This window comes from Variovorax sp. GW823-FHT04B03 (assembly GCF_058796495.1).
In genome coordinates this window covers 887,626-912,903 of record NZ_JBXAIT010000001.1, presented here as the reverse complement: position 1 = coordinate 912,903, position 25,278 = coordinate 887,626, and the positions used below count along the sequence as shown (strand labels likewise).

Annotated in this window: 22 protein-coding genes; 7 read left to right on the top strand and 15 right to left on the bottom strand. The window is 68.6% G+C overall.

What is annotated here, in order from left to right; all coding sequences use genetic code 11:
• The first annotated feature begins 8 nt into the window (after positions 1 to 8).
• The 3 genes from AC1RAD_RS04100 to AC1RAD_RS04090 all read left to right on the top strand — a co-directional run bounded on the left by AC1RAD_RS04100 (position 9) and on the right by AC1RAD_RS04090 (position 1,370).
• Positions 9 to 425, top strand: coding sequence for a hypothetical protein (locus AC1RAD_RS04100; RefSeq protein WP_307695526.1), 417 nt, complete (start codon positions 9 to 11; stop codon positions 423 to 425).
• A 47-nt stretch (positions 426 to 472) separates the two neighbouring features.
• Positions 473 to 952, top strand: a complete 480-nt coding sequence (locus AC1RAD_RS04095) for a hypothetical protein (RefSeq protein WP_159278495.1) — start codon at positions 473 to 475, stop codon at positions 950 to 952.
• Positions 953 to 1,100: 148 nt separating this feature from the next.
• Positions 1,101 to 1,370 (top strand): hypothetical protein, encoded by a 270-nt coding sequence (locus AC1RAD_RS04090; protein ID WP_062480564.1) that lies wholly within the window; start codon positions 1,101 to 1,103, stop codon positions 1,368 to 1,370.
• Between the two features lie 49 nt (positions 1,371 to 1,419).
• On the opposite strand, the gene AC1RAD_RS04085 is transcribed toward AC1RAD_RS04090, so the two are convergent.
• The 10 genes from AC1RAD_RS04085 to AC1RAD_RS04040 all read right to left on the bottom strand — a co-directional run bounded on the left by AC1RAD_RS04085 (position 1,420) and on the right by AC1RAD_RS04040 (position 14,098).
• The gene (locus AC1RAD_RS04085) at positions 1,420 to 2,364 is read right to left on the bottom strand and encodes a dihydrodipicolinate synthase family protein (RefSeq protein ID WP_492734011.1); all 945 of its coding nucleotides are present in this window, start codon (positions 2,362 to 2,364) and stop codon (positions 1,420 to 1,422) included.
• Positions 2,365 to 2,484: 120 nt separating this feature from the next.
• The gene (locus tag AC1RAD_RS04080) at positions 2,485 to 4,221 is read right to left on the bottom strand and encodes an IlvD/Edd family dehydratase (protein ID WP_139700879.1); all 1,737 of its coding nucleotides are present in this window, start codon (positions 4,219 to 4,221) and stop codon (positions 2,485 to 2,487) included.
• Positions 4,222 to 4,231: 10 nt separating this feature from the next.
• A complete protein-coding gene (yjfF, locus tag AC1RAD_RS04075) occupies positions 4,232 to 5,254 on the bottom strand; it encodes a galactofuranose ABC transporter, permease protein YjfF (RefSeq protein ID WP_492734010.1) in 1,023 nt (340 codons plus the stop codon).
• Complete coding sequence (locus AC1RAD_RS04070; protein WP_492734009.1) at positions 5,251 to 6,285, bottom strand: ABC transporter permease; 1,035 nt, start codon at positions 6,283 to 6,285, stop codon at positions 5,251 to 5,253. The genes yjfF and AC1RAD_RS04070 overlap by 4 nt, the downstream gene beginning before the upstream one ends.
• Positions 6,282 to 7,802, bottom strand: a complete 1,521-nt coding sequence (locus AC1RAD_RS04065; protein ID WP_492734008.1) for a sugar ABC transporter ATP-binding protein — start codon at positions 7,800 to 7,802, stop codon at positions 6,282 to 6,284. Before AC1RAD_RS04065 ends, AC1RAD_RS04070 begins: the two co-directional genes overlap by 4 nt.
• Positions 7,803 to 7,806: 4 nt before the next feature.
• On the bottom strand, positions 7,807 to 9,012 hold the full coding sequence (gene mmsB / locus AC1RAD_RS04060; RefSeq protein WP_492734007.1) for a multiple monosaccharide ABC transporter permease: 1,206 nt from the start codon (positions 9,010 to 9,012) through the stop codon (positions 7,807 to 7,809).
• Complete coding sequence (gene mmsA / locus AC1RAD_RS04055; RefSeq protein ID WP_492734546.1) at positions 8,999 to 10,525, bottom strand: multiple monosaccharide ABC transporter ATP-binding protein; 1,527 nt, start codon at positions 10,523 to 10,525, stop codon at positions 8,999 to 9,001. The genes mmsB and mmsA overlap by 14 nt, the downstream gene beginning before the upstream one ends.
• Positions 10,526 to 10,557: 32 nt before the next feature.
• The gene (gene chvE / locus AC1RAD_RS04050; protein WP_492734006.1) at positions 10,558 to 11,628 is read right to left on the bottom strand and encodes a multiple monosaccharide ABC transporter substrate-binding protein; all 1,071 of its coding nucleotides are present in this window, start codon (positions 11,626 to 11,628) and stop codon (positions 10,558 to 10,560) included.
• A 12-nt stretch (positions 11,629 to 11,640) separates the two neighbouring features.
• Entirely contained in the window at positions 11,641 to 12,606 is a 966-nt protein-coding gene (locus AC1RAD_RS04045) for an ABC transporter substrate-binding protein (protein ID WP_062480580.1), read from the bottom strand.
• A gap of 37 nt (positions 12,607 to 12,643) precedes the next feature.
• Positions 12,644 to 14,098: an aldehyde dehydrogenase family protein gene (locus AC1RAD_RS04040; RefSeq protein ID WP_307695533.1), complete on the bottom strand. Its 1,455-nt coding sequence runs from the start codon at positions 14,096 to 14,098 to the stop codon at positions 12,644 to 12,646.
• Between the two features lie 147 nt (positions 14,099 to 14,245).
• Here AC1RAD_RS04040 and AC1RAD_RS04035 point away from each other — a divergent pair, with 147 nt between their 5' ends.
• The gene (locus AC1RAD_RS04035; RefSeq protein WP_369644706.1) at positions 14,246 to 15,205 is read left to right on the top strand and encodes a LysR family transcriptional regulator; all 960 of its coding nucleotides are present in this window, start codon (positions 14,246 to 14,248) and stop codon (positions 15,203 to 15,205) included.
• Here AC1RAD_RS04035 and AC1RAD_RS04030 read toward each other — a convergent pair whose 3' ends face one another.
• Entirely contained in the window at positions 15,206 to 16,006 is an 801-nt protein-coding gene (locus AC1RAD_RS04030) for an SDR family NAD(P)-dependent oxidoreductase (protein WP_492734005.1), read from the bottom strand.
• Positions 16,007 to 16,114: 108 nt separating this feature from the next.
• On the opposite strand from AC1RAD_RS04030, the gene AC1RAD_RS04025 reads away from it, so the two are divergent.
• Positions 16,115 to 17,059 (top strand): SMP-30/gluconolactonase/LRE family protein, encoded by a 945-nt coding sequence (locus AC1RAD_RS04025; protein ID WP_492734004.1) that lies wholly within the window; start codon positions 16,115 to 16,117, stop codon positions 17,057 to 17,059.
• Here the strand turns inward: AC1RAD_RS04025 and AC1RAD_RS04020 are convergent.
• Positions 17,056 to 17,961 carry a LysR family transcriptional regulator gene (locus AC1RAD_RS04020; RefSeq protein WP_307638423.1) on the bottom strand — a complete coding sequence of 302 codons (906 nt, stop codon included), beginning with the start codon at positions 17,959 to 17,961 and terminating at the stop codon, positions 17,056 to 17,058. The genes AC1RAD_RS04025 and AC1RAD_RS04020 overlap by 4 nt on opposite strands.
• A 124-nt stretch (positions 17,962 to 18,085) precedes the next feature.
• On the opposite strand from AC1RAD_RS04020, the gene AC1RAD_RS04015 reads away from it, so the two are divergent.
• Together AC1RAD_RS04015 and AC1RAD_RS04010 are read left to right on the top strand one after the other, a co-directional pair.
• On the top strand, positions 18,086 to 18,208 hold the full coding sequence (locus AC1RAD_RS04015; protein ID WP_492734003.1) for a hypothetical protein: 123 nt from the start codon (positions 18,086 to 18,088) through the stop codon (positions 18,206 to 18,208).
• Entirely contained in the window at positions 18,205 to 18,450 is a 246-nt protein-coding gene (locus AC1RAD_RS04010; protein ID WP_390346563.1) for a DUF2798 domain-containing protein, read from the top strand. The genes AC1RAD_RS04015 and AC1RAD_RS04010 overlap by 4 nt, the downstream gene beginning before the upstream one ends.
• A 7-nt stretch (positions 18,451 to 18,457) precedes the next feature.
• On the opposite strand, the gene AC1RAD_RS04005 is transcribed toward AC1RAD_RS04010, so the two are convergent.
• The 3 genes from AC1RAD_RS04005 to AC1RAD_RS03995 are packed head-to-tail and all read right to left on the bottom strand — an operon-like array spanning position 18,458 to position 25,241.
• Complete coding sequence (locus AC1RAD_RS04005) at positions 18,458 to 19,510, bottom strand: aldose epimerase family protein (protein WP_492734002.1); 1,053 nt, start codon at positions 19,508 to 19,510, stop codon at positions 18,458 to 18,460.
• Positions 19,507 to 20,457: an alpha/beta hydrolase family protein gene (locus AC1RAD_RS04000; protein WP_492734001.1), complete on the bottom strand. Its 951-nt coding sequence runs from the start codon at positions 20,455 to 20,457 to the stop codon at positions 19,507 to 19,509. Before AC1RAD_RS04000 ends, AC1RAD_RS04005 begins: the two co-directional genes overlap by 4 nt.
• On the bottom strand, positions 20,454 to 25,241 hold the full coding sequence (locus AC1RAD_RS03995) for a CapA family protein (RefSeq protein ID WP_492734000.1): 4,788 nt from the start codon (positions 25,239 to 25,241) through the stop codon (positions 20,454 to 20,456). Before AC1RAD_RS03995 ends, AC1RAD_RS04000 begins: the two co-directional genes overlap by 4 nt.
• Between the last annotated feature and the right edge of the window lie 37 nt (positions 25,242 to 25,278).

Sequence of the window (25,278 nt, the reverse complement as noted above, 5' to 3'; positions counted from 1 at the left end):
GAGCCCCGATGACGACCCACACCTTCCGTTCCACGCTTTCAACCGCTGCCCTCGTGGCCGTCGGTGGCTTCTTCATGGCCGGCGCGCCGCTGGCCTCGGCCCAGGCGCCCGGCAGCGACGCCCGCATGCAGAAGGAGCGCGCCACCTGCGACGGCGTGCAACAGGACCGCGCGGCCTGCCTGCGCGAAGCCGGCGCCGCGCGCCAGGAAGCCGGTCGCCACGGCCTGACCACCCCCGGTGCGGAACGCGAAGACGCCAACGCGCTCGCACGCTGCCGCGAACAACCCGTGGCCGACCGCGCCGATTGCGAAGCGCGCATCCGCGGCGGCGCGCGCACCTCCACCGAAGGCAGCGTGATGGGCGGCGGCGTGATCCGCGAAACCGTCACCCCGCTGCCGCCGCAGCCCGTGCAGCCGGCGCGCTGATCGCGCGAGGCCGGCCTTCACCCCGATACGCCAACAAGGAGCACACCATGCCAAACAATGCGCGTTCGATGATCTTTGCCCTGCTTGCACTCAGCGGGCTGGCCACCACCACCATCGCCACGGCCGCCCGTGGCGATGGCGGCGGCAGCACCTACCAGCAGGAGATTGCGGTCTGCGGCCACAACCAGCAGGACCGTGCCGCCTGCATCCGCGAAGCCGGCGCCGCGCGCCAGGCCGCGGCGCGCGGCGGCCTCACCTCCGCGCCCGACTACCGCGCCAACGCCGTGGCCCGCTGCGGTCTGCAGCCGCCGGCCGAGCGTGCCGACTGCGAAGCCCGCGTGCTGGGCAGCGCAGGCAACATCCGCAGCAATGTCGATGGCAGCGTGATGGGTGGCGGCGTGATCCGCGAATCAGTCTCGACCCGCGTGGTGAACATACCGGCCGCAACATTGCCGCCGCCGATGCCGGCACCGATGCCTGCGGAACCGATGCCGATGCCCATGCCGCGCCCCGTGCCGGTGCAGTGACCCGGTGCGCATCGCCCGGAATGCGCCTCGGTGATAACACCGACGACACGTTCGCGGGCGATGCCCTCGTTTGTCATCAAATCGTCACAAAATACAGGCATGTGCTAGCTATAGTTCCCGGTCCCTGCCAACCGAGGAACACTTTCCCATGAATGCCATCAAGGTCGCTCGCCGATTCATTGAAACGGACCCGGCCAACGAATCGGCCAAGATCCTTGCCCAACTCGTGCTGGCGCTCGAAGCCGAACGCAGCTTCGAGTTGATCACGCTCTACAGCCTCGACTACAAGAGCTTCCAGCTTGCGATGGACATCCTGAAGGAGTGGCGCCTGGACCGCTACTACGCCAGCAAGTCCAAGCTGTTCGATCTCTCGCTGCAAGTCACCGAGCTCGAAGCGGGCAACAGCGCCGCTTCCTGAGCCCGTCCCATGGCGGTCCGGTACCTGGCGTACCCGGGCCCGCCTTTTTTCATTTCCCCCAGCGCAACACCAACGGATCGAGCCGCCGCGCGGTCTCGATGAGGCCCGCGCGCGTCTCGGGATGCAGCGCGGGCAGCGGATGCCGCGGCGCTTCGCAGGCGATCACGCCGCCTTCCTTCATGAGCGCCTTGCAGGCCAGCAGGCCCGCTTGGCGGTTCTCGCAGTTGATGAGCGGCAGCCACCGCTGGTACAGCGCGAAGGCCTGGTCGCGGTCGCCGGAACGGTGTGCCTCGATGATGGGGCGGATGCCGTCCGGATAACCGCCGCCGGTCATCGCACCGGTCGCGCCGGCATCGAGGTCGGACATCAGCGTGATCGCTTCTTCACCGTCCCACGGCCCTTCGATGGCATCGCCGCCCAAACGGATCAGCTCGCGCAGCTTCGACGCGGCGCCAGCAGTTTCGATCTTGAAATACGCGACCTGCTCGATCTCTTTCGCCATGCGTGCGAGGAACGGCGCCGACAGCACCGTGCCGCTCGCGGGTGCGTCCTGGATCATGATCGGAATCTTCACCGCATCCGACAGCCGTGCGTAGAACTCGTGGATCTGCGGCTCGGGCACGCGGAAGGTCGCGCCGTGGTACGGCGGCATCACCATCAGCATCGCCGCGCCCATCGCCTGCGCGCGGCGGCTGCGCTCGGCGCAGACCTGGGTGCTGTAGTGCGTGGTCGTCACGATCACCGGCACGCGTCCCTTCACGTGCTCGAGGATGGTGCGCGTGAGCACCTCGCGCTCCTCGTCGGACAGCACGAACTGCTCGGAGAAATTCGCCAGGATGCACAGCCCGTCGGAGCCCGCGTCGATCATGAAATCGACGCAGCGCTTCTGGCTTTCGAGATCGAGCGCGCCCTGTTCGGTGAAGGTGGTGGGTACCACCGGGAAGATGCCGCGGTATCGAGGATTGGACAGGTTGTAGTTCATGGGTTTGGGCATGGCGGTTGAACAAGGCTCTTTCGGGGGGGACACCGCGGAACCGGCTTTGCCGGGCCGCTGGTGTTGTCCCCGGTAGGGGGTTGGCGAAGCGACACGAAGTGCGCGCAGCCTGGGGGCGAGTCAATGCGAATGGCGGGGAACGGCCGAGCCTCTGCAGCCGACCAGGAAATCGAAGTCGCAGCCTTCGTCGGCCTGCAGCACGTGGTTGACGTAGAGCTTCTGGTAGCCGCCGCCGCGCGTGCTCATCGGCTGCGCATCGGACGCGGACAACGAGGCCAGGCGCGACGCCAGCTCCTCGTCGCTGATGTCCAGGTGCAGTCGCCCCGCATCGCAATCGAGCTCGATCCAGTCGCCATCGCGCACCGCCGCGAGCGGCCCGCCGTCGGCCGCTTCGGGCGCGACGTGCAGTACCACCGTGCCGTACGCCGTGCCGCTCATGCGCGCGTCGGAGATGCGCACCATGTCCTTCACGCCCTGGCGCAGCAGCTTCGGCGGCAGCCCCATGTTGCCCACCTCGGCCATGCCGGGGTAGCCCTTGGGGCCGCAGTTCTTCAGCACCATCACGCAGCTCGCGTCGATGTCGAGGTCTTCATCGACGATGCGTGCCTTGTAGTGCTCCAGGTTCTCGAACACCACGGCGCGGCCGCGGTGCTTCAGCAGCTCGGGCGTGGCGGCCGAGGGCTTGAGCACCGCGCCGCGCGGCGACAGGTTGCCGCGCAGGATGCGGATGCCGCCGTCGGCGATGAGCGGGTTGTCGAGCGGGCGGATCACTTCGTCGTTGAGGCTCGGCGCCTCGCGCACGTTGTCCCAGAGCGACTGGCCGTTGACGGTGAGCGCGCCGGGATGCGGCAGCAGCCCGTTCTCTCCGAGGCGGCGCAGCACGGCGGGCAGGCCGCCCGCGTAATAGAACTCTTCCATCAGGAAGCGCCCCGAGGGCATGAGGTCCACGATGGTCGGCGTGTGGCTGCCGATGCGCGTCCAGTCTTCCAGCTCGAGCTCGACGCCGATGCGCCCCGCGATCGCCTTCAGGTGGATCACCGCGTTGGTCGATCCACCGATGGCCGCATTCACGCGGATCGCATTCTCGAAGGCCTCGCGCGTGAGGATCTTCGACAGCGTGAGTCCGTCCTTGGCCATCTGCACCGCGCGCGCGCCCGACATCTGCGCCAGCACGTAGCGCCGCGCATCGACCGCCGGAATCGCCGCGTTGTGCGGCAGCGAGGTGCCCAGCGCCTCGGCCATGCAGGCCATGGTGGAGGCCGTGCCCATCGTGTTGCAGGTGCCCGCCGAGCGCGACATGCCGCCTTCGGCCGAGAGGAACTGGTGCAGGTTGATCTCGCCCGCCTTCAGCGATTCGTGCAGCTGCCACACGGCCGTGCCCGAGCCGATGTCCTTGCCGTCGAGCTTGCCGTTGAGCATCGGTCCGCCCGTGACCACGATGGCCGGGATGTCGCAGCTGGCCGCGCCCATCAGCAGCGCGGGCGTGGTCTTGTCGCAGCCCGTGAGCAGCACCACCGCATCGACCGGATTGCCGCGGATGGCCTCTTCCACGTCCATGCTCGCGAGGTTGCGCGTGAGCATGGCCGTGGGCCGCAGGTTCGATTCGCCGTTCGAGAACACCGGGAACTCGACCGGAAAACCGCCCGCCTCCGAGATGCCGCGCTTCACGTGCTCGGCGATCTTGCGGAAGTGCGCGTTGCACGGCGTGAGTTCCGACCAGGTGTTGCAGATGCCGACGATGGGGCGGCCGTCGAACTCGTGGTCCGGGATGCCCTGGTTCTTCATCCAGCTGCGGTACATGAAGCCGTTCTTGTCGGCGGAGCCGAACCATTCGGTCGAGCGCAGTTTCTTTGTCATGGGGAAATGGTCAGCGGCGCGGGGCGCGCGAGGTGAAGAAGCGTTGGAGCAGGCAGAACACGAAGAGCAGCGCACCGACCACGATGCGCGTCCACCACGAACTCAGCGTGCCGTCGAAGGAAATCAGCGTCTGGATGATCCCGAGCATCAGCACGCCGAAGAGCGTGCCCGCCACGTAGCCCACGCCGCCGGTGAGCAGCGTGCCGCCGATCACCACCGCCGCGATGGCGTCGAGCTCCAGCCCGAGCGCGTGCAGGCCGTAGCCCGAGAGCATGTAGAAGGTGAAGATCACGCCGGCCAGCGCCGAGCAGAAACCCGAGAGCGTGTACACGCCCACGAGCGTGCGGCGCACCGGCAGGCCCATGAGCATGGCCGAATGCTCGCTGCCGCCGATGGCGTACACCGCGCGGCCGAAGGGCGTGCAGTGCGCGATGAACACCGCAGCCAGCAGCACGGCGATGGCGATCACCGCGCTGACCGAGACCGAGGCCTCGCCCCAGATGGGAATGCGGATCTGCGAGACCTCCGAATAAAAATCGTTGGTGATGCTGATCGAGTCGATGCTGATGAGGTAGCACAGACCCCGTGCGAGGAACATGCCCGCCAGCGTGACGATGAAGGGCTGCAGCCGGAAGCGCTCGATGAGCAGGCCCATGAACGCGCCGAAGGCCGTGCCCATCGCGAGCACCAGCGGAATCACGACCGCCGGGCTCCACCCGTGCTTCTCGACCAGCGAGGCCGACACCATCGTCGTGAGCGCGATCACCGAGCCCACCGACAGGTCGATGCCGCCCGAGAGGATCACGAAGGTCATGCCGACCGCGACGACGATGAGGAAGGCGTTGTCGATCAGCAGGTTGAGGAACACCTGCGCCGAGAAGAAGCCGTCGTAGAACACCGAGCCCAGTGTCGCCATCAGCACGAACAGCGAGATGGTCGCGGTCAGCGGCAGGTACTTCGGATTGAGCCTTGCCTTGCTCCCGCGCACGGGAGCGGGTGGAGCGGAAGGCGCCGCCTCGATCACCGCACTCATGCCCTGCTCCCGTCATGCACCGGCCGCTGCACCAGCGTGCGAACCTCCGCCCGGAACTCCGGCGACTGCATCAGCATCACCACGAACACCACCACCGCCTTCACCACGAGGTTGATCTCCGGCGGCACGCCCAGCGAATAGATCGCGTAGGTCAGCGTCTGGATGATGAGCGCGCCGATCACGCTGCCCACGAGACTGAAACGCCCGCCCGTGAGCGCCGTGCCGCCGAGCGTGACCGCGAGGATCGCGTCCAGCTCCAGCAGCTGGCCGGCGTTGTTGCCGTCCGCGCTCTTCACGTTCGAGCTGATCAGCAGGCCCGCCACGCCCGCGCACACGCCGCAGAACGCATACGCACCGACGACCAGCCGCCGCGCCTGGATGCCCGCCACGCGCGCGGCCGTCGGGTTGATGCCCACCGCCTGGATGAACAGGCCGAGCGCCGTGCGCGTGATCGCGAGATACAGCAGCGCGAACACCGCCGCCACGATGAACAGCGAGAACGGCAGCCCCAGCAGGTAGCCGCTGCCGAGGAAGAAGAAGGGCTTGTAGTAGATCGTGATGATCTGCCCGTCCGCAATGAGCTGCGCGATGCCGCGCCCCGCCACCATGAGGATCAGCGTCGCGATGATCGGCTGCATGCCGACCTTGGCGACCAGCAACCCGTTCCACAGCCCGCACAGCAGCGCGACGGCCAGCGCCGCGAGGATCGCGAGCGGCATCGGGAAGCGGCTCACGTCGCTGGACACCGAGCCGCCGATCATCCAGGCCGCGACCGCCGCCGCGATGGCCACCACCGCACCCACCGAGATGTCGATGCCGCGCGTGGCGATCACGAGCGTCATGCCGAGCGAGACCAGCACCAGCGGCGCCGCGCGGTTCACGATGTCGATGAGGCTGCCGTAGAGATGGCCCTCGCGCCATTCGAGGCGCAGGAAGCTGGCGTTGAACGCGGTGTTGATCGCGAGCAGCAACAGCAACGTGATGATGGGCCAGGCGAGCCGGTGGCTCATGAGGGACGAGAAGCGGTTCATGCGGCGGCAATCATTTCGTAGACCTCGTCCTCGGTCGAGCCGCCCGGCAGCTCGCCCACCTTCTGCCGGTCGCGCAGCACCACGATGCGATGCGCCACGCGCACCACCTCGCTCATCTCCGACGAGATGAAGATCACCGCCATGCCTGCACGCGCGAGCCGCAGGATCTCTTCCATGATTTCCTGCTTGGCCGCAACGTCGATGCCGCGCGTGGGCTCGTCCAGGATCAGGAGGCGCGGCTCGGTCGCGAGCCAGCGCGCGATCATGGCCTTCTGCTGGTTGCCGCCCGAGAGCAGGCCGATGGGGGTTTCGACACTGGCGGTCTTGATGCCCAACGAGGCGACAAAGCGCTCGGCCATCGCGGTCTGCTCCGCGTGCGAGAGAAATTTCCGCGTGCCCAGGCGGGCCTGCAGCGCGAGCGCGATGTTCTCGCGCACCGACAGCTCGGCCACGATGCCATCGGTCTTGCGCTCTTCGGGGCACAGCGCGAGGCCTTCGCGGATTGCATCGGCCGGATTCGAAAGGCTGATGGAGCGGCCGTCGATCTTCAGCACGCCACGGTCGGGCGATTCGAGGCCGAACAGCAGGCGCGCCAGTTCGGTGCGGCCCGCGCCGAGCAGGCCGGCGATGCCGACGACCTCGCCGGCACGCACGCGCAGATCGGTGGCCTGCAACTGCCCGGCCTGCCCCAGTCCTTCGGATTGCAGCAGCGCGGGCGCCGCCTCATCGAATGCAGGCAGCGCGGCAGGTCGTGCCGACTGCGCAGCCAACTCGCGACCCAGCATCGCCGCGATCAAGGCTTGCGGCCCGAGGTCCGCCGCCTTCCACTCGCCCACCCAGTTGCCGTTGCGCAGCACGGTGATGCGGTCGGATACCGCGTACATCTGGTTCAGGAAGTGCGTCACGAAGACGATGGCCAGGCCCTCGCCGCGCAAGCGCCGCAGCACCTCGAACAGCTTCTCGACTTCATCGTCATCGAGGCTCGATGTCGGCTCGTCGAGGATCAGCACCTTCGACGACACGCCGAGCGCGCGCGCGATCGCCACCATCTGCTGCACCGCGACCGAATAGCTCGACAGCAAGCGCGCCACGTCGATGTCGAGCCCGATGCGCGCCAGCAGCTCCGACGCCCGGCGGTTCACCGCCGCCCAGTCGATGCGAAAGCCCTGCAGCGCGCCGCAGCGCGGATAGCGCCCCGCGAACACGTTCTCCGCCACCGAGAGGTTCGGGCACAGGTTCACTTCCTGGTAGACCGTGCTGATGCCCAGCTTCTGCGCCTCCAGCGGCGAGCCCGGACGGATGGCCTCGCCCCCAAGGAACATCTCACCGCCGCTCGAAGGCAGCACGCCCGTGAGCACCTTGATGAGCGTCGACTTGCCCGCGCCGTTCTGCCCCATGAGCGCATGGATCTCGCCCGGGTAGAGCTTGAGCTGCACGCCGTTGAGCACCGGGATGCCGGCGAACTGCTTGTGGATGCCCCGCAACTCCAGCACGGGGGTGACGCCGCTGTCGGTCATGCGTTCACTTGTTCTTGTTGTAGACGTCGATGAACACCGCCGCCAGCAGCACCAGCCCCTTGATGACCTGCTGGTAGTCGATGCCGATGCCCAGGATCGACATGCCGTTGTTCATCACGCCCATGATGAAGGCGCCGATCACCGCGCCCATCACGCGGCCCACGCCGCCCGAGGCCGAGGCGCCGCCGATGAAGCAGGCCGCGATCACGTCGAGCTCGAAACCCAGGCCCGCCTTGGGCGTGGCGGTGTTCAGGCGCGCCGCGAACACGAGGCCCGCGAGCGCCGCCAGCGCACCCATGTTCACGAAGGTGAGGAACGCCAGCCGCTGCGTCTTCACGCCCGACAGCCGCGCGGCCTTCTCGTTGCCGCCCAGCGCATAGATGCGCCGGCCGATGGTCGTGCGGTTCGTGACGAAGTCGTAGACCACGATCAGCACCGCCATCACCACCAGCACGTTGGGCAGGCCCTTGTAGGTCGAGAGCAGGTAGCTGAAGAAAAGAATGATCGCCGCGAAGAACAGGTTCTTCACGAGGAAGAAGGCATACGGCTCCTGCTCCATGCCGTGCGCCTTGAGCTTGGCGCGCCCACGCAGCTTGAAGAACACCAGCGCCGCAGCGGCCAGCGCGCCCACGATCAGCGAGGTGGTGCGCAGCGTGTCGCCGCCGAGCGGATCGGGAATGAAGCCCGAACTCAGGCGCTGGAACTCCACCGGAAACGGCCCCACCGACTGGCCCGCCAGCAACGCCAGCGTGAGCCCCTTGAACACCAGCATGCCCGCGAGCGTGACGATGAACGAAGGGATCTTGCGGAACGCGACGAACCAGCCCTGCGCGGCGCCGATGACCGCACCGGCCGCGATGCTGATGAGCGCCGTCGGCACGAAGTGCCACTCGTACTCCACCATCAGCACCGCCGCGAGCGCGCCGATGAAGCCGCAGACCGAGCCCACCGACAGGTCGATGTGCCCCGCCACGATCACCAGCAGCATGCCCAGCGCCATGATGACCACGTAGCTGTTCTGCAGCAGCAGGTTGGTGAGGTTCAGCGGCCGCAGCAGCGTGCCGTCGGTCAGCACCTGGAACAGCACCATGATCGCGACCAGCGATATCAGCATGCCGTACTCGCGCAGGTTGTTCTTCAGGAAGCCCACATGGAGCTTCGGTGCTGCAGGTACGGCGCTCTGCACCGCGTTGGCTTCAGGCAGCGACATGGACAGCGCTCCCTGCGCTCACGATGGCATGCATGATGCGCTCCTGCGACGCCTCGGCCGCGGTGAACTCGGCCACGAAGCGCCCCTCGTTCATCACGTAGATGCGGTCGCACATGCCCAGCAGCTCGGGCAGTTCGGAAGAAATCATGAGAATGCCTTTGCCCTCGCTCGCGAGCTGGTCGATGATGGTGTAGATCTCGTACTTGGCGCCCACGTCGATGCCACGCGTGGGCTCGTCCAATATCAGCAGTTCCGGCTTGGTGAAGAGCCACTTGCTCAGCACCACCTTCTGCTGGTTGCCGCCCGACAGGTTGACCACCAGCTGCTCGACGCCCGCGCAGCGGATGTTCAGCGCCTTCCTGAAGTCGTTGGCCACCTTGAACTCGCGGCCGTCGTCGATCACCGCGCGTTCGGAGATCGCATCGAGGTTCGCGAGGCTGATGTTCTTGCGGATGCCTTCCTCCAGCACCAGCCCGAGGCCCTTGCGGTCTTCGGTGACGTAGGCGATGCCGTGGTCGATGGCCTTGCGCACCGTGCTCACGTCCACCGGATGGCCGTGCATCAGCACCGAGCCGCTGATGCGCTGGCCGTACGACTTGCCGAACACGCTCATCGCCAGCTCGGTGCGGCCCGCGCCCATGAGGCCCGCGATGCCCACGATCTCGCCCTGGCGCACCTGCAGGTTCACGCCCTTGATCTGCTCGCGGTCGGCATGCAGCGCGTGGTGCACGCGCCAGTCGCGCACCTCCAGCACCGTCTCGCCGATCTTCGGCGAGCGTTGCGGATAGCGGTGTTCCATGTCGCGGCCCACCATGCCCCGGATGATGCGGTCTTCGCTGATCGGCGCGCCGCGGCAGTCCATCGTCTCCACCGTCGCGCCATCGCGCAGCACGGTGATCGAATCGGCCACCTTGGCGATCTCGTTGAGCTTGTGCGAGATGAGGATCGAGGCGATGCCCTGGCGCTTCAGCTCGAGCAGCAGCGCCAGCAGCGCGTCGCTGTCGTTCTCGTTCAGGCTCGCGGTGGGCTCGTCGAGGATCAGGAGCTTCACTTCCTTCGCCAGCGCCTTGGCGATTTCCACGAGCTGCTGCTTGCCGACACCGAGGTCGGTCACCAGCGTGGTGGGCGGCTCCTTCAGGCCCACCTTGGCGAGCAGCTCGCGCGTCTTCGCATAGGCGGCGAACCAGTCGATCACGCCGCCGCTCGCGATCTCGTTGCCCAGGAAGATGTTCTCGGCAATCGAGAGCAGCGGCACCAGCGCGAGCTCCTGGTGAATGATGATGATGCCCAGCTTCTCGCTGTCGGCAATGCCCTTGAAGCGGCGCAGCTCGCCCTCGAAATGGATCTCGCCGGTGTACGAGTCGCACGGGTAGACGCCGCTCAGCACCTTCATGAGCGTCGACTTGCCCGCGCCGTTCTCGCCCACCACCGCGTGAATCTCCCCCGCGCGCACGGCGAGGTTGACGTTGCTCAGGGCCTTCACGCCCGGAAACGTCTTGGTGATCCCGCGCATCGCGAGGATCGTGCGCGCTTCGCCGGCCGGGCTCACTTGACCTGGCTTTCCTTGTAGTAGCCGCTGTCCACCAGCACCTGCTTCCAGTTGGAGCCGTCCACGCTCACCGGCTTGAGCAGGTACGAGGGCACGACCTTGATGCCGTTGTTGTAGGTCTTGGTGTCGTTCACCTCGGGCGTCTTGCCCGAGAGCATGGCGTCGACCATGGCCACCGTCACCTTGGCCAGCTCGCGCGTGTCCTTGAACACGGTGGAGCTTTGCTCCTTGCGCAGGATCGACTTGACCGAGGGAATCTCCGCGTCCTGCCCCGACACCACCGGCATCGGCTGCGAGCCCGAGCCGTAGCCCACGCCCTTGAGCGACGACAGGATGCCGATGGAAAGACCGTCGTACGGCGACAGCACCGCATCCACGCGGTCCTTCGTGTAGTAGGCCGACAGCAGGTTGTCCATGCGCGCCTGCGCCACCGCGCCGTCCCAGCGCAGCGTGCCGACCTTGTCCATGCCCATCTGCTTGCTGCGCACCACGAGCTTGCCGCTCTTGATGTACGGATCGAGCACCGACATCGCGCCGTTGTAGAAGAAGAAGGCGTTGTTGTCGTCGGGCGAGCCGCCGAACAGCTCGATGTTGAACGGGCCCTTGCCGCTCTTCAGGCCCAGTGCGGTTTCGATGGATTGCGCCTGCAGCACGCCGACCTGGAAGTTGTCGAAGGTGGCGTAGTAGTCGACGTTCTTCGAGCCCTTGATGAGCCGGTCGTAGGCGATGACCTTCACGCCCTTGTCAGCAGCCTTTTGCAGCACGTCGGACAGCGTGGTGCCGTCGATGGCGGCAATGACCAAGACCTTCGAGCCCTTCGTCACCATGTTCTCGATCTGCGCAAGCTGATTGGGAATGTCGTCGTCCGCGTACTGCAGGTCGGTCTTGTAGCCCTTGTCCTTGAAGTACTTGACCATGTTCGCGCCGTCGGCAATCCAGCGCGCCGACGACTTGGTGGGCATCGAGATGGCGATCAGGCCCTTGTCCTGCGCGTGGGCCAGCGGCGTGAAGCCGACGACGGCGAAGGCCAGGCCCGCGAGCGAGGCCTTGAGGAAGTTGCGTTTCATGTCGGTCGGTCCTCAGTACTTGCGATTGGGAAACTCTTTGGCCGCGACTTCCATGGGGAAGATGCCTTCTTCCGTGACGATGCGCTTGGGCAGCGTCTTGCCGGCCTTGATGTCCTTCACCGCGCTCATGAGCTGCGGCCCGAGCAGCGGGCTGCATTCCACCGACACGTTGAGCTTGCCGGCGATCATGGCTTCGAAGGCGCCCTTCACCCCGTCGATGGAGATGATGGTGATGTCCTTCGCGGGCTTCATGCCGGCCTCTTCGATCGCCTGGATGGCGCCGATGGCCATGTCGTCGTTGTGCGCGTAGAGCACGTTGATCTTCTTGCCCTCGGCCTTGAGGAAGGCTTCCATCACCTCCTTGCCCTTGGCGCGCGTGAAGTCGCCGGTCTGCGAGCGGGTGATCTTGAACTTCGGGTCGGCCTTGATGATTTCCTCGAAGCCCTTCTTGCGGTCGATGGCGGGGGCCGAGCCCACGGTGCCCTGCAGCTCGACGATGTTCACCTCGCCCTTCTGGTCCTTCATCTTCTCGACCAGCCAGCGGCCGGCCTTGCGGCCTTCCTCGGTGAAGTCGGAGCCCATGAAGGTCACGTAGAGCGAGTCGTCCTTGGTGTTCACGGAGCGGTCGGTCAGCACCACCGGAATCTTCGCGGCCTTGGCTTCGCGCAGCACGGTTTCCCAGCCCGACTCGACCACGGGCGAGAACGCGATCACGTCGACCTTCTGCGCGATGTACGAGCGGATGGCCTTGATCTGGTTTTCCTGCTTCTGCTGCGCGTCGGAGAACTTGAGCTCGATGCCCGCCTCCTTGGCCGAGGACTTGATCGACTCGGTGTTGGCGGTGCGCCATTCGCTCTCGGCGCCCACCTGCGCGAAGCCGAGCACGAGTTTCTTCTGCGCGAGGGCGGACACGGGCAGCATGCTGCCCAGGGCTGCGGCGGCGAGCGCGGTGTTGAGGGTGCGGCGATTCATGGTCATGGTTGTCTCCTTCTTGATGAGTCTGTGATGTGTTCGGTCAGGCCAGCATGTAGCCGGTCTTCACCGTCGTGTAGAACTCCGCGGCGTGGCGCCCTTGTTCGCGCGGCCCGTAGCCCGACCCCTTGCGGCCGCCGAAGGGCACATGAAAGTCCACCCCCGCGGTCGGCAGATTGACCATCGTCATGCCGACCACGGCATGGCGCCTGAAGTGCATCGCGTGCTTCAGCGAATTGGTGCAGATGCCCGCGCACAGGCCGAAGGGCGTGTCGTTGCACAGCGCGAGCGCTTCGTCGTAGTCGCCGGCGCGCAGCACGCAGGCCAGCGGCCCGAAGATCTCTTCGCGCGCAATGCGGTGTTCGGGTTGGGCCAGGAAGAGCGCGGGGCTCATGTAGTGGCCCGCGGTGGCGCGCTGCAGCGCCTCGCCGCCCCACACGTGTTCCGCGCCCTCTTCGCGCGCGATGTCGATCCACGCGAGGTTCTGCGCCAGCCGCTCTTCGTCGGCCACGGGGCCGATGTCGATGCCGCGCTCCAGCGCGTGGCCGATCTTCAGCGTCTTCAGGCGCTGGCGCAGCTGCGCCACGAAGGCGTCGTGCACGGCGGCTTCGACGATGAGGCGGCTCGATGCGGTGCAGCGCTGGCCGTTGGAAAAGTAGGCGCCCTGCACCGCGCAGTCGACGGCGCGGTCCAGGTCGGCATCGGCCAGCACCACCAGCGCGTTCTTGCCGCCCATCTCCAGCTGCACCTTGGCGCGCCGTGCGGCCGCGGCCTGCAGCACGCGTTCGCCGTTGGCGGCCGAGCCGGTGAAGCTCAGCGCATCGACCAGCGGGCTGTCGACCAGCGCCTGGCCGGCTTCGCGCCCGCTGCCCATCACGAGGTTGAACACGCCGGCCGGCAGCGTGGCGCGACCGATGATGTCTGTGAGCGCCCAGCCGCAGGCCGGCACCAGCTCGGCCGGCTTGAAGACCACGCTGTTGCCGTGCGCCAGCGCCGCGGCAATCTTCGAGGCCGGCACCGCGAAGGGCGTGTTCCACGGCGTGATGAGGCCCACCACGCCGACCGGCTCGCGCGTCACGTCGACCTGCACGCCGGCGCGCACCGAGGCCACGTTCTCGCCACCGCCGCCGCGCAGGGCCTCGCCCGCGAAGAACTTGAAGATCTGGCCCGCGCGCGCCACCTCGGCCACGGCCTCGGGCAGGGTCTTGCCGACCTCGCGCGCCAGCAGCAGGCCCAGCTCGTCCTTGCGGGCGAGCAGCTCGGCGCCGATGCGGTCGAGCACGTCGGCGCGCCGCTGCGGCGTGCTGTGGCTCCAGTGCACGAAGGCCTCGCTGGCCGCGCGGATCGCCAGCTCGACCTGGCGCCGGTCGGCACGTGCGTACTCGGCCACCACTTCGCTGGTGTCCGATGGATTGACGCTGACACCGGTGGTCGCGCTGGTTTCCCAGCGGCCGTTGATGTACTGGCGCACGCTTTGCCGAAGCTCGCCGTGGATCACCGTGGCGTTGCCTTGTCTCTGTTGTTATGGGACTGGGGCGGAAGTCTAGGAATGATTTCGATATCGATCCAATCGTTTTTTAGACAAAATGCATATCAATCGGTGGATTCTGGAAAACCCCGTCAGACCTTCGTTCGCAGCCTCTTCATGAACACCTACAACCACTGGTTCATCCGCGCCCGCCTCAAGACCCGCCAGCTGCTGTTGCTGGTGGCGCTGGCCGAGGAAGGCAACATCCACCGCGCGGCGCAGGTGCTCAACATGACGCAGCCCGCCGCGTCGAAATTGCTGAAGGACCTGGAAGACGTGCTCGAGGTGCCGCTGTTCGAGCGCCTGCCGCGCGGCATGCGCCCCACCTGGTACGGCGAGACCATGATCCGCCACGCCCGCGTGGCGCTGGCCAGCCTGAACCAGGCGCACGACGAGCTCACCGCGCTGAAGGCCGGGCGCCTCGGCCAGGTGAACGTGGGCGCCATCACCGCGCCGGGCCTCACGCTGATGCCGCCGGCCGTGGCGATGGTCAAGCGCGAGCAGCCCGACCTGCGCGTGTCACTGGAGATCGAGACCAGCCCGGTGCTGCTCGAGCGGCTCGAGCAGGGCAAGCTCGACATCCTCGTGGCGCGGCTGTTCGCCGAGCACGACAAGTCGCAGCTGCGCTACGAGGCGCTCACCGAGGAGCCCGTGTGCGCGCTGGTGCGCCCCGGCCATCCGCTGCTGGGCGTGAGCGGGCTCACGCTGCGCGACGTGGTGGGCGCCGGCTGGATCGTGCCGCCCGCGGGCAGCGTGCTGCGCCATCGCTTCGAGCTGATGTTCCAGGAGGAAGGCCTGGCGCCGCCGGGCAACATCATCGAGAGCCCGGCGCTGCTGTTCATCACGCGCATGCTGCAGCAAAGCGACATGGTCGCGGTGCTGGCGACCGACGTGGCACGTTACTACGCGTCGCACGGCATCGTGTCGCTGCTGCCGCTGGACATGCCCTGCCACATGGACGCCTTCGGCATCATCACGCGCACCGACCGGCTGCTGTCGCCGGCCGCGAAGGTGATGATGAAGGCGCTGAAGACCGCGAGCATGAGCGTCTACGGACGCAAGCTCGAGATGGACTGATCAGGTCCAGCCGGCGTCGACGGTGAACTCCTGCGCGGTGCACATCTTCGCGTCGTCCGACGCCAGGAACAGCACCATGCGCGCGATGTCTTCCGGCATCAGCTTGTCGGGCAGGCACTGGTTGCGGTGCAGCGCCTTCTCGCCCTCCTCGTCGAGCCACAGCGCCACCTGCCGCTCGGTCATCACCCAGCCGGGCGACACGGTGTTGATGCGGATGCGGTCGCGGCCCAGCTCCACCGCGAGCCCGCGCGTGAGGCCGTTCACCGATGACTTGGCGATCGCGTAGCAGGGGTAGCCCGAGCCCTTGGTCTGCCAGCCCGTGGAGCCGAGGTTGATCACCGAGCCGAAGCCCAGGCGCTTCATGCCCGGCACCACCGACTGGATCGCGAACAGCGCGGGCCGCTCGTTGATGGCCATGCGGTTGTCGTAGTAGTCGGGCGTGACCGATGCGAGCGTGTGGCGGTCGTCGCTGGCCACGTTGTTGACCAGCACGGCGAAGTCACCGAGCTCGGCGGCCGCGTCGGCCATGGCCTGCTGCAGCGCGCCGATTTCGCGCACGTCGCAGGCACGCCACCACGGCGCGGCGTGGCCGGCCCCGGCGATCTGCGCGGCGAGCGCCGCGCTGGCGCCTTCCGCGATGTCGACAAAGGCCACGCGCGCGCCCTGCGCCGCGAAAGCAGCGACGATGGCCGCGCCGATGCCGCTGCCGCCGCCGGTGACGAACACGGTGCGGCCCTTCAGGCTGGGATGGATGGAAAGCTGAGGGGAATTCAAGGACAAGGTCTCCAGGGGGCATCTCATGACATTGCAAAATACATATCAATCGATGCAGTTATTTTCAATTTCTATTATCAATATGCCTTGATACGATCCGCCGCGTCAAGGCGACATGACCTACAGAAAGAACAAATGAACATGCAAGAGACAAGCGCCCCTTCTTCGCCGCACGCAGCGCCCCGCGTGCTCGGCACCCCCGAATGCCTCTGGCCGGCCGCCGCCGACCTCGGCGAAGGCACGCTGTGGTCGGTGCGCGAGCAGGCGCTGTACTGGATCGACATCCTGCAGCCGCGCCTGTTCCGCTACGACCCGGCCACGGGCGCGCAGCGCACCTGGCATTTCGACGAAGAGATCACCGCGATTTCCGAGCGCGCGTCGGCGCCGGGCCTGTTCCTCACGCTGCGCCGCGGCTTCGCGCTGTTCGACACCACCGCGCCCGGCGACACCACGAAGCCGCGCTACCTGCACCAGCCCGAACCCGAGCGCATCAACAACCGCTTCAACGACGGCAAGTGCGACAGCCGCGGCCGCTTCTGGGCCGGCAGCATGGACTTCGACTGCAAGGCACCCACCGGCGCGCTCTACCGCTTCGACGCCGACGGCCAATGCACCCGGCACGACGACGGCTTCGAGGTGACCAACGGGCCGACGTGGTCGGGCGACGGCCGCACCATGTACTTCAACAACACGGCGATCAACACGATGTACGCCTACGACTTCGACATGGACGCCGGCGCGGTGTCGAACAAGCGCGTGTGGCACCGCTTCCCGAAGGGCGACGGCCTGCCCGACGGCATGACCACCGACGCGGCCGGCCGCCTGTGGATCGCGCACTGGGACGGCGCCTGCGTCACCTGCCACGACCCGGTGAGCGCCGCCGAGCTGTGCCGCATCGCGCTGCCCGCGGGCAACGTGACCGACTGCGCCTTCGGCGGTGCAGACATGCAGACGCTCTACATCACGACGGCGCGCAACAGCCGCACCGAAGCACAGCTGCAGAGCGAGCCGCTGGCCGGTGGGCTCTTCGCCGTGCGCATCGACAGCCCGGGCGTGCCGGCGGCGCTGTTCGCCGGCTAGGCGCCCTCACGCGGCTGCAGCGACGGCAGGTGCGCCGCCGCGAAATCGGCGAACAGCCTGGCCCGCGCGAAGCTGCCACGGGATGAAGGCCACACCGCGTGGACCGGAATCCTCGGCGACTCGAACTCGGTCAGCACCAGTTCGGCCTGCCCGCTGTCGAGCAGGTCGCGGATCTGCCACAGCGGCGTGAAGAACAAGCCCAGCCCGCTCAGCACGGCCGCATAGATCGCGGCCGTGTTGTCGGCCCGGAAGCGCCCCGTCACCTTGACGCGCTGCAGCGTGCCGTCGACCGTGAAGGGCCAGTGCGCGTCGCTGCCGTGCGTGGTGCGCACCACGCACTGGTGGTCGGCCAGGTCTTCGGGCCGCTGCGGCCGCCCGTGCCGCGCGAAGTACGCCGGCGAGCCGAACACCACCAGCCGCAGCTCGCCGAGCGGCTTGGCCGCCAGTTCGGAATCGGGCAGCTCGCCGATGCGGATGGCCAGGTCCAGCTCGCCTTCGATCAGGTCCACGAAACGGTCGGAGGCCGTGAGCTCGACCTCCATGTCCGGGTAGCGCTGCATGAACGCGCCGATCAGCGGCACCACGAAGGCCGGCGCGAACTGCACCGGCGCGGCCACGCGCAGCAGGCCCCGCGGCGAGGCGAGCTGGCTGCTGGCCTCGACGGCCGCTGCATCGAACTCCGCCAGCGCGGCCCGCACGCGGCGGTGGTAGGCCAACCCCACTTCGGTGACCGACGACTGCCGCGTGGTGCGGCGAAGGAGCTGCACGCCCAGGCTGCGCTCGAGCACGCTCAGCGAGCGGCTGATGGACTGCACCGAGCGCCCCAGTTGCCGGGCCGCCGCGCTCTGGCTGCCGTGGTCGACGATGGCCACGAAGGCCCGGATGTCCTGAATCTGGTCCATGGATTCTCTCGGTCTGGATGAAGGTCTATGGCGGCGCGCGTGGATTCCCGATGGCGCCTGCCGTTCGTATCTTCGAGGCCTCGCGGTCGCAGATCGCATTGCCAAAAAACGAAGGAATCATTCCATGAAACAACGACACAGACCCACCGTGCGGGTGGTCAGCACCGACGGCGCCACCGGCGCAGAGGGGCTGCAACCTCGTCCGCGCACCTTGAACCCCTACATCCAGGAGCTTGCCCAATCATGACCACCCGAAAACTGCCGGCCCGTTATGCGGGCATCGTCATGCCCTTCCTGCTGTCGATCTTCATGTCGTGCATCGTGGCGGGCATCTCCACGCTCAAGAGCGTGGGGCTGGCCTCGGGCCTCTTCCAGATGTGGATGGCCGCATGGGGCGTGTCGTGGCTGGCCGCGTTTCCGTCGCTGCTCGTGGTGCTGCCGGTGGTGCGCCGGATCGTCGCGGCGACGGTGCAGAGCCCGCAGCGCTGATCCGTGGTCAGCCGATGCCGAAGCGGTGCTCGGTCGTGCTGGTGAACACCTCGCCGGGGCGCAGCACGGTCGACGCAAACGCCGGCCGGTTCGGCGCGTCGGGAAAGTGCTGCGTCTCCAGGCACAGGCCGTCGCCCTGGCGCAGGCTCGCGCCCGCGCTGCCGCGCAGGCTGCCGTCGAGGAAGTTGCCCGAATAGAACTGCACGCCGGGCTCGGTGGTGTGCACGTCCATCACGCGGCCCGAGGCCTCGTGGGCGAGGCGCGCCGCAAACGCCAGGCCCGTGCCGCTGCGGTCAAGCACCCAGTTGTGGTCGTAGCCATGCGCGCGCAGCAGCTGCTCGTGGCTGTCGCGGATGCGCGCGCCGATGCGCGTCGGCGTGCGGAAATCGAAAGGCGTGCCGGCCACCTCGCCCAGCCCGAGCGGAATGAGCGTGGCATCCACCGGGCAGTAGCGGCTCGCGGGCAGCGTCAGCACATGGTCCATCACCGAACCGCTGCCGGCGAGGTTGAAGTAGTCGTGGTGGCTCAGGTTGAGCACCGTGGGCCGGTCGGTGGTGGCGCGGTAGTCGATGCGCCAGGTGTTGGCGGTGGCACTCAAGGTGTAGCGCACCGTCAGCTGCACCTCGCCGGGGTAGCCCTCTTCGCCGTCGGCGCTGGTGTAGCGCAGCTCGAGCGCGAGTTCATGCGGCACCGGCACGATCTCCCAGTAGCGCTTGCCGAAGCCGGTGGCGCCGCCATGCAGCGTGTTCACGCCGTCGTTCAGGCCCAGCTGGTGAGCCGTGCCATCGAGCGTGAAGCGGCCCGCCGCGATGCGGTTCGCATAGCGGCCGACGATGGTGCCGAAGTGCGGGTGCGGCTTCAGGTAGTCTGCCAGCGAGGGCAGCCCCAGCACCACGTTGGCGCTGCGCCCCTGCCGGTCGGGCACGTGCAGCGCGGTGACGATGCCGCCGAGGTTGATGGCGCTCAGGCGCAGGCCGTGGCCGTTGTCGAGCGTGTATTCGGTGACGGGCCGGCCGTCGGGCATGGCGCCGAAGGGGCGCGAAGTGAGGGGTTCGATCATCGGGCTTGCGACTGCAGCGCCTCGCGCGCGCACTGTGATGCGGTGCGCAGGCCGATGCGGTCTTTCAGGTCGTGGAAGGTCGGTGGCTCGGCGTCGTGCGTCATCACCTCGACGCGATGGCCCGCCTTGCCCACCGCGTCGGCAAAGCGCTGCTGCAGCGCGAACGGCGTGTTGCGGTCGCCGGGATTGCCGATGAGCACGATGCGCCGCTGCGGGTCGCGCGGGATGCCGGCCACATGGTCCAGCGGGTCGTAGACCTGCGCGCTGCCCGTGGTGTCGGTGCGCCCGTTCTTCGAGCGGCCGAGCAGCCGCGCGCGCTCCAGCAGGTCGAACGCGCCCGAGGTGAGCACCGCGCAGGCCACGCGCGTGCGCCCGAGCGTGAGCAGCGCGGCACCGGCCGTGGCGCCTCCGCTGTGGCCGAAGAGCACCACGCGCTGCAGCCTGTGGCGCTGCATCAGCGCTTCGAGCGCCGCATCGAGCGCATGGAACTCCACCGCCTCGCGCCGCTGGCGGTGGTCGCCCGACGAGCCGTAGGTGCCGGGGCGCGCCATGAAGATCCACGGCATGCCCGCGCGGTCGCTCGCGGCCTGCGCGTCGAGCGTGCGCAGCGGTTCGGTGTTGCCGGGAATGCGCGTGGGCGACAGGTTCATCACGCTGTCGCGGTCGCCCGAGAACTGCACGATGGCGATGCGCGCGTCGTCGATGTCGCGGCTGGCGAAGTAGCGGATGCACGACGGCCCCTCGACCGCCTGCACCCAGAGAAAGCCCGGGCGGTCGGGGCAGTTGGCGCGCACGGCGGGCTGGTTCCAGTGCAGCAGCGCGCCCTCGGCCGAGGCGGAGGCCGCCGGTTCGCGGGGTGTTGAAATTCTTGGCGCATCGGCGCGTTGCGCGCAGGCCGTCTGCATGAGAACCAGCAGCAGGCAGGCCAGGCGCGTGCGCGGCTTCATAGCTTCTGCAGCAGTTCGGAGATGAGGCCGAAGTCCGACTGCTGGCGGTCGCCCTTCACCAGCACCAGGTCGCCGTCGCGCAGGAATTCGCCGAGGTAGCCGGTGAGCTGCGCGGCGTCTTCGAAGTGCGGGCCGAGCAGCTCGGCCGGCACCTCCTCGCGCAGCCAGCGCATCTCGGCCCCGTGCGTCACGAGGTGCTGGATGCCCGAGGCCAGCAGCGGCGCGGCCAGGCTGCGGTGCATGGCCTCGGCTTCCTTGTCGAGGTTGATGATGCGCCCGAGCACGCCGATCTTGCGCGTCACCGGCCCGTGCGCCGCATGCTGGCAGTTGCGCACGAACTCCATCGCGTTGCGCATCGACATGACCTCGGCGTTCCAGCTGTCGTCGATCAGCGTGGCCTGCACGCCGCCCTGCGTGCGCAGCGGGCGCAGCTGCATCACCGAAGCCGGCAGGCGCACGAAAGGCATGCGCGCGCACGCGGCCTCGGCATCGAAGCCCAGCGCCAGCAGCGCCGCAAAGGCCAGCGCCGAATTGCGCACCAGCCCCGCACTGGCGATCGGAAACAGGTATTCCACCGTGCGCCCCGGCAGCGCGATGCGCACGCGGCAGCCGCCGTCGGGCTCGGGCCGCGTGTCGACGATGCGGATGTTGGCGTCGGGGCTGCTGCCCACCACCCAGATGGCGCCCGCCGTGCGCGCGGCCGCCCGCACCACCTGCATCAGGCAGGGGATATGGTCGGGCACGATGGCCACGCCGCCGGGCTCCAGGCCCAGGAAGATGCGCGACTTGAACTCGGCCGTCTGCTCGAGCGTGGCGGTCTGGCGGGTCTGCGACAGGCCGATCTCGGTGAGGATGGCCACGTGCGGGCGCGCCACGAGCGAGATCGGGCCGCGGTCCATCCACAGCGCGCTCTGCGCCATCTCGAGCACGCACACGTCGGCATCGGCCGCGAGGTTGGCCAGCATCGCCGGCACGCCGACGCGCGAGTTGTAGTTGTCGATGGTGGTGTGCACGCGCGCCGCCTCGGGCAGCAGGTCGCGCAGCATGGCGATGGTGGACGACTTGCCGACCGTGCCGGTCACGCCCACCACACGGCCCTTGAAGCGCGCACGCGCGGCCACGCCCAGGTCGATCATGGCGCGGATCGGGTCCTCCACCTGCAGCAGCGGGAACGACGGGTCGAGCCCGTCCACCGGGTGCGCGACCACGGCGCCCGCGAGTGCGTGCTGCAGCACGGGCACGTCTTCATGGCGGTCGGGGTTGTCGGCGCGCGGCTTGCTGTAGTTCTCGTGCCTGGCGAGCGTGCGGTAGTCGGACGCGATGAACAGCGCCGGCTTCGGCAGCCGCGCCATGTGCGTCGGTCCGCGCACCACCGCGTTCACGAGCCAGCCCGAAGGCGGCGGCACCAGCCACTGCCCGCCGGTGACACGCTGCAGGTCGTCGGCGGTCCACACGGGCGACGGCTGCGCCGGGGCACCGGGGCGCAGCGCCGCGAGCACGGGCGCGGGGCGCTCGGGCAGCGGCGCCGGAAACTTCGGCACGCGCAGGCCGCACCACACGGGCAGCCGGCGCGCGCCCGGCAGGTCGGGCATGCTGCCGCGCACGCGCACCTCGATCTGCAGCACGTCGTTCTCGAGCAGGCCCAGGCGTGGCGCGCGCAGGCCGTAGCGGTCGCGGTAGATGCGTCCCGGCGTCCAGCGGCTGGTGGGCCACATCCAGTCGCAGGGGTCGTGGTCCATGGCCTCGCCCCAGGCCGGCATGGTGGTGCTGCGCATCGGCAGCGCGCGGAACTGCACGCGCAGGTCGGCGCTCACGGGCGCATCGGCGGTCCAGAACGACTCGACCCACAGCAGGCGCCGCCCGATGATCTGCGTCGGCGCGAGGCGGATGCCCACGAGGCGCAGCGGGCCGAACTGCAGCGGGCGAATCTTGGCGTCTTCGGGCACGGCATCGACCGACCACTCGGGCCGGGGCGCGAGCACGGGGCCGACCAGCGCGGGCGGGCGCGACGCCGACAGCGGCGCCAGCGGCGGGCGCCCGGCCGGCGCGGTGCGTTCGGGCGGCGACAGCTGCAGCGCGCAACGCCCGTCGGGCCGCGCCGTCATCTCGGTGCCGAGCGCGCGGCACAGTTCAGCGAAGCGCGCGCTGGCGGCTTCGGCCGCCTCACCCGCGAGCTGCTGCGAGAAACCGAAGCCCACGCCCACCGGCGTGAACACCACCTCTTCCACGCCGTGCGGCCCCAGGCGCAGCGAGAACACGCCGGAGTCCGCGAGATCGTTGCGGATCGCGTCGAACAGCAGGTCGCCCGCGTCGTGCAGGATCGGCCGGCCCTGATGCACCTCGATGCCCTGCAGCACGTGGGCGGAGGTGCCGAGCACCGCGTCGGCGCCGGCTTCGACGATGGCATGGCCGACGGCGATCTCGGCACGCGAGGGCGCGGTCTCCAGGTTCTCGCCCCAGTGCACGGCCACCAGCACCACGTCGGCCTCCTGGCGTGCGGCGGCGATGCGCGGCGCGAGCGTGGCGCGCCATGCCGCCGGGTCATCGAGCGACAGCCAGGCCGCGCCGGGGCGCTGCGCGGTGGCGGCGAAGCGCGGCTGCGTGGCGTCGAGCGAGAACAGCGCGACACGCAGCCCGCCGGCTTGCCGGAAAGCGGGGCGCAGCGCCGAGTCGAGATCAGGCCCCGTACCGGCGAACGCGATGGCGGCGGCGTTGAGCAGCCCGTGCTGCTCCAGCAGCGCCTCGGGGCCGTAGTCGCCGCTGTGGTTGTTGGCCGTGGCGACCATGTCGATGCCGGCCTCGGTGAGCACCGACAGCATCTCGGGGCGCGCACGGTAGTAGTAAGGGCCGCCCTCGTCCTTCTCGACGCCCTGCTCGCCCGTGGTGGCGACCACGCATTCGAGGTTCACGATGCGCAGGTCGGCCTCGCGCAGCGCGGCGATGTCGCCGAGCATGCGGGCGGGGCCGCCGAGGTCGTGCATGCGGTAGTGCTGGCGCCGGCCCAGGTTGACGTCGCCGCCCCACAGCACGATGCCCTCGGCGCCGCGCGGCGCAGTGGGCTCGGCCGTGGCCAGCGTGAGCTGCGCGCTCAGCTGCTGCGCCTCGCGCGCCTCGAGCAGGCGGTGGTAGGCCACGTAGCCCGACAGGTAGTGCTCCACGTCGTCGATGCGCACGCGGAAGCTGTGGTGCTTGATGAAGAACGAGCCCGCGATGCGGTCGGGGTGGCGGAAGAACATCGCCAGCTCGGGCCAGAAGTGGCCGTTGGCGAGGTAGCGCGCGCGGTGCTCCAGCGCGCGGTCGAACTTGTGGCGATCGAGCCCCGCGAGCAGCGGGCGCAGGGCAGGGTCGGCTTCGAGCCGCAGCACCATCTCGCGCGCGGCCATCATCAGCTCGAGCAGCGTGGGGAAGGTGGTGATGCGCTCCAGCACGAAGTCGAGGTGGCCCGCCATGTTCTGCAGGCCGAACTGGTAGTAGCGCGTCTCGGGCTTGAAGCGCGTGAGTTCGTTGACGCAGTAGCTCAGCCAGTGGTCGTGCGCGCGCCAGTGGCCCGCGGCGATGAAATGCTCGAAGGCCTTCTCGACCACCGCGAGCCAGCGCGCGTCGCGCGTGAGGCCGTACAGCCGCATCAGCCCGAAGGCCGCCTCGCCGTCGTAATAGATGATGCGGTAGGGCTCCTTCACATCAAGCCCCGGGTGGTTGAGCACGTGCACGAAGCGCCCGGTCTCGGGGTCCTGCATGGAGCGGATGCCCAGCGCCAGCTGCTCCATCAGCGGCTGGTACTGCGCATCGCCGGTGAGCTCGGTGTACTTCACCAGCGCCAGCAGGCACACGGCGTTGCCGCCGAGCTTGATCTCGTTGCCGATGTCGACCAGGAACGCGGCCTGCGTGCCGTCGGCCAGCGTGGCGCGGCGGATCAGCCGCTGGCTCAGGAAGGCCAGCGCGCGGTCGATGGCGGCCTTCTGCACGTCGCTGCGCGTGAGCTCCCAGCCTTCGAGCATGGCGTAGGTGGAGCTGGCGTGGCGCAGCGTGTTGTAGGTGGGAATCGCGCGGTCGAAGCACGGGAACCAGCCGTAGTGGAACTCGCCCGTGGGCTTGACCTGTTCGGCGAGGTAGTCGCTCGCCGAATCGACCAGCGCGCGCACCTGCACGGCGTTCCAGTCGGTGAGCGTGCGAAAGCCCGCGGCCTGCCCTTGCGCGGTGAGCGGCCAGGCGCCCTCGGCATCGACGTACACGGCGCGCGTGGTGAAGCACCACACGGGCGCGGCGTCGTCGGTGGGAAAGTCGCGCTCGTCGCCGAAGCGGCGCTTGGTGTGCGTGCGCAGGTTGCCGTTGTTGGGCTCCGCGTGGTCGACCGTGCCGTTGTAGAGCACGGCGCTGCCGTGCATCTCCTGCGCGAGCAGCGCGGTCTCGAAGCGCGCGTCGAGCGCGATGCCTTCGTTGAAGTAGTTGCGCTTGGTCTGCGCCAGCCGCGCCTTGAGTTCGCCCCAGGTCATCGGCGTGGCGTGCTCGACGATCTCCGCGCGCAGCCGCTGCGCGGGCCGCTCGGCGCGCTTCGCCTTCACGGCCAGCGCCTCGGCGGCGGCCTGCCACGCGGCCTCGGTGTCGCGGCCGCGGCCCATGACGACGCGGGCGCGGCTTTCGCCCTCGCCCATCGCGAGGAACACCACGCAGCCGGCCTCGTCGGTGGCGGGCGGGGCCGGGGGCAGCGCCCCGTCCGGGGTGGCCAGGGCCTGCCTGGCGCGGTTCAACAGATCGGCGAGGGGGACGGGAGCTTGGTGAGTCATGCGCCGCGAATGATGACAGGCCACGGCGCAGCCTGCC

Excerpts from the sequence above, each read along its gene's own strand:
- AC1RAD_RS04100 (WP_307695526.1), top strand. The coding sequence starts at position 9 with ATGACGACCCACACCTTCCGTTCCACGCTTTCAACCGCTGCCCTCGTG.
- AC1RAD_RS04095 (WP_159278495.1), top strand. The coding sequence starts at position 473 with ATGCCAAACAATGCGCGTTCGATGATCTTTGCCCTGCTTGCACTCAGC.
- AC1RAD_RS04090 (WP_062480564.1), top strand. The coding sequence starts at position 1,101 with ATGAATGCCATCAAGGTCGCTCGCCGATTCATTGAAACGGACCCGGCC.
- AC1RAD_RS04085 (WP_492734011.1), bottom strand. The coding sequence starts at position 2,364 with ATGCCCAAACCCATGAACTACAACCTGTCCAATCCTCGATACCGCGGC.
- AC1RAD_RS04080 (WP_139700879.1), bottom strand. The coding sequence starts at position 4,221 with ATGACAAAGAAACTGCGCTCGACCGAATGGTTCGGCTCCGCCGACAAG.
- yjfF (WP_492734010.1), bottom strand. The coding sequence starts at position 5,254 with ATGAGTGCGGTGATCGAGGCGGCGCCTTCCGCTCCACCCGCTCCCGTG.
- AC1RAD_RS04070 (WP_492734009.1), bottom strand. The coding sequence starts at position 6,285 with ATGAACCGCTTCTCGTCCCTCATGAGCCACCGGCTCGCCTGGCCCATC.
- AC1RAD_RS04065 (WP_492734008.1), bottom strand. The coding sequence starts at position 7,802 with ATGACCGACAGCGGCGTCACCCCCGTGCTGGAGTTGCGGGGCATCCAC.
- mmsB (WP_492734007.1), bottom strand. The coding sequence starts at position 9,012 with ATGTCGCTGCCTGAAGCCAACGCGGTGCAGAGCGCCGTACCTGCAGCA.
- mmsA (WP_492734546.1), bottom strand. The coding sequence starts at position 10,525 with ATGCGCGGGATCACCAAGACGTTTCCGGGCGTGAAGGCCCTGAGCAAC.
- chvE (WP_492734006.1), bottom strand. The coding sequence starts at position 11,628 with ATGAAACGCAACTTCCTCAAGGCCTCGCTCGCGGGCCTGGCCTTCGCC.
- AC1RAD_RS04045 (WP_062480580.1), bottom strand. The coding sequence starts at position 12,606 with ATGACCATGAATCGCCGCACCCTCAACACCGCGCTCGCCGCCGCAGCC.
- AC1RAD_RS04035 (WP_369644706.1), top strand. The coding sequence starts at position 14,246 with ATGAACACCTACAACCACTGGTTCATCCGCGCCCGCCTCAAGACCCGC.
- AC1RAD_RS04030 (WP_492734005.1), bottom strand. The coding sequence starts at position 16,006 with ATGAGATGCCCCCTGGAGACCTTGTCCTTGAATTCCCCTCAGCTTTCC.
- AC1RAD_RS04025 (WP_492734004.1), top strand. The coding sequence starts at position 16,115 with ATGAACATGCAAGAGACAAGCGCCCCTTCTTCGCCGCACGCAGCGCCC.
- AC1RAD_RS04020 (WP_307638423.1), bottom strand. The coding sequence starts at position 17,961 with ATGGACCAGATTCAGGACATCCGGGCCTTCGTGGCCATCGTCGACCAC.
- AC1RAD_RS04015 (WP_492734003.1), top strand. The coding sequence starts at position 18,086 with ATGAAACAACGACACAGACCCACCGTGCGGGTGGTCAGCACCGACGGC.
- AC1RAD_RS04010 (WP_390346563.1), top strand. The coding sequence starts at position 18,205 with ATGACCACCCGAAAACTGCCGGCCCGTTATGCGGGCATCGTCATGCCC.
- AC1RAD_RS04005 (WP_492734002.1), bottom strand. The coding sequence starts at position 19,510 with ATGATCGAACCCCTCACTTCGCGCCCCTTCGGCGCCATGCCCGACGGC.
- AC1RAD_RS04000 (WP_492734001.1), bottom strand. The coding sequence starts at position 20,457 with ATGAAGCCGCGCACGCGCCTGGCCTGCCTGCTGCTGGTTCTCATGCAG.
- AC1RAD_RS03995 (WP_492734000.1), bottom strand. The coding sequence starts at position 25,241 with ATGACTCACCAAGCTCCCGTCCCCCTCGCCGATCTGTTGAACCGCGCC.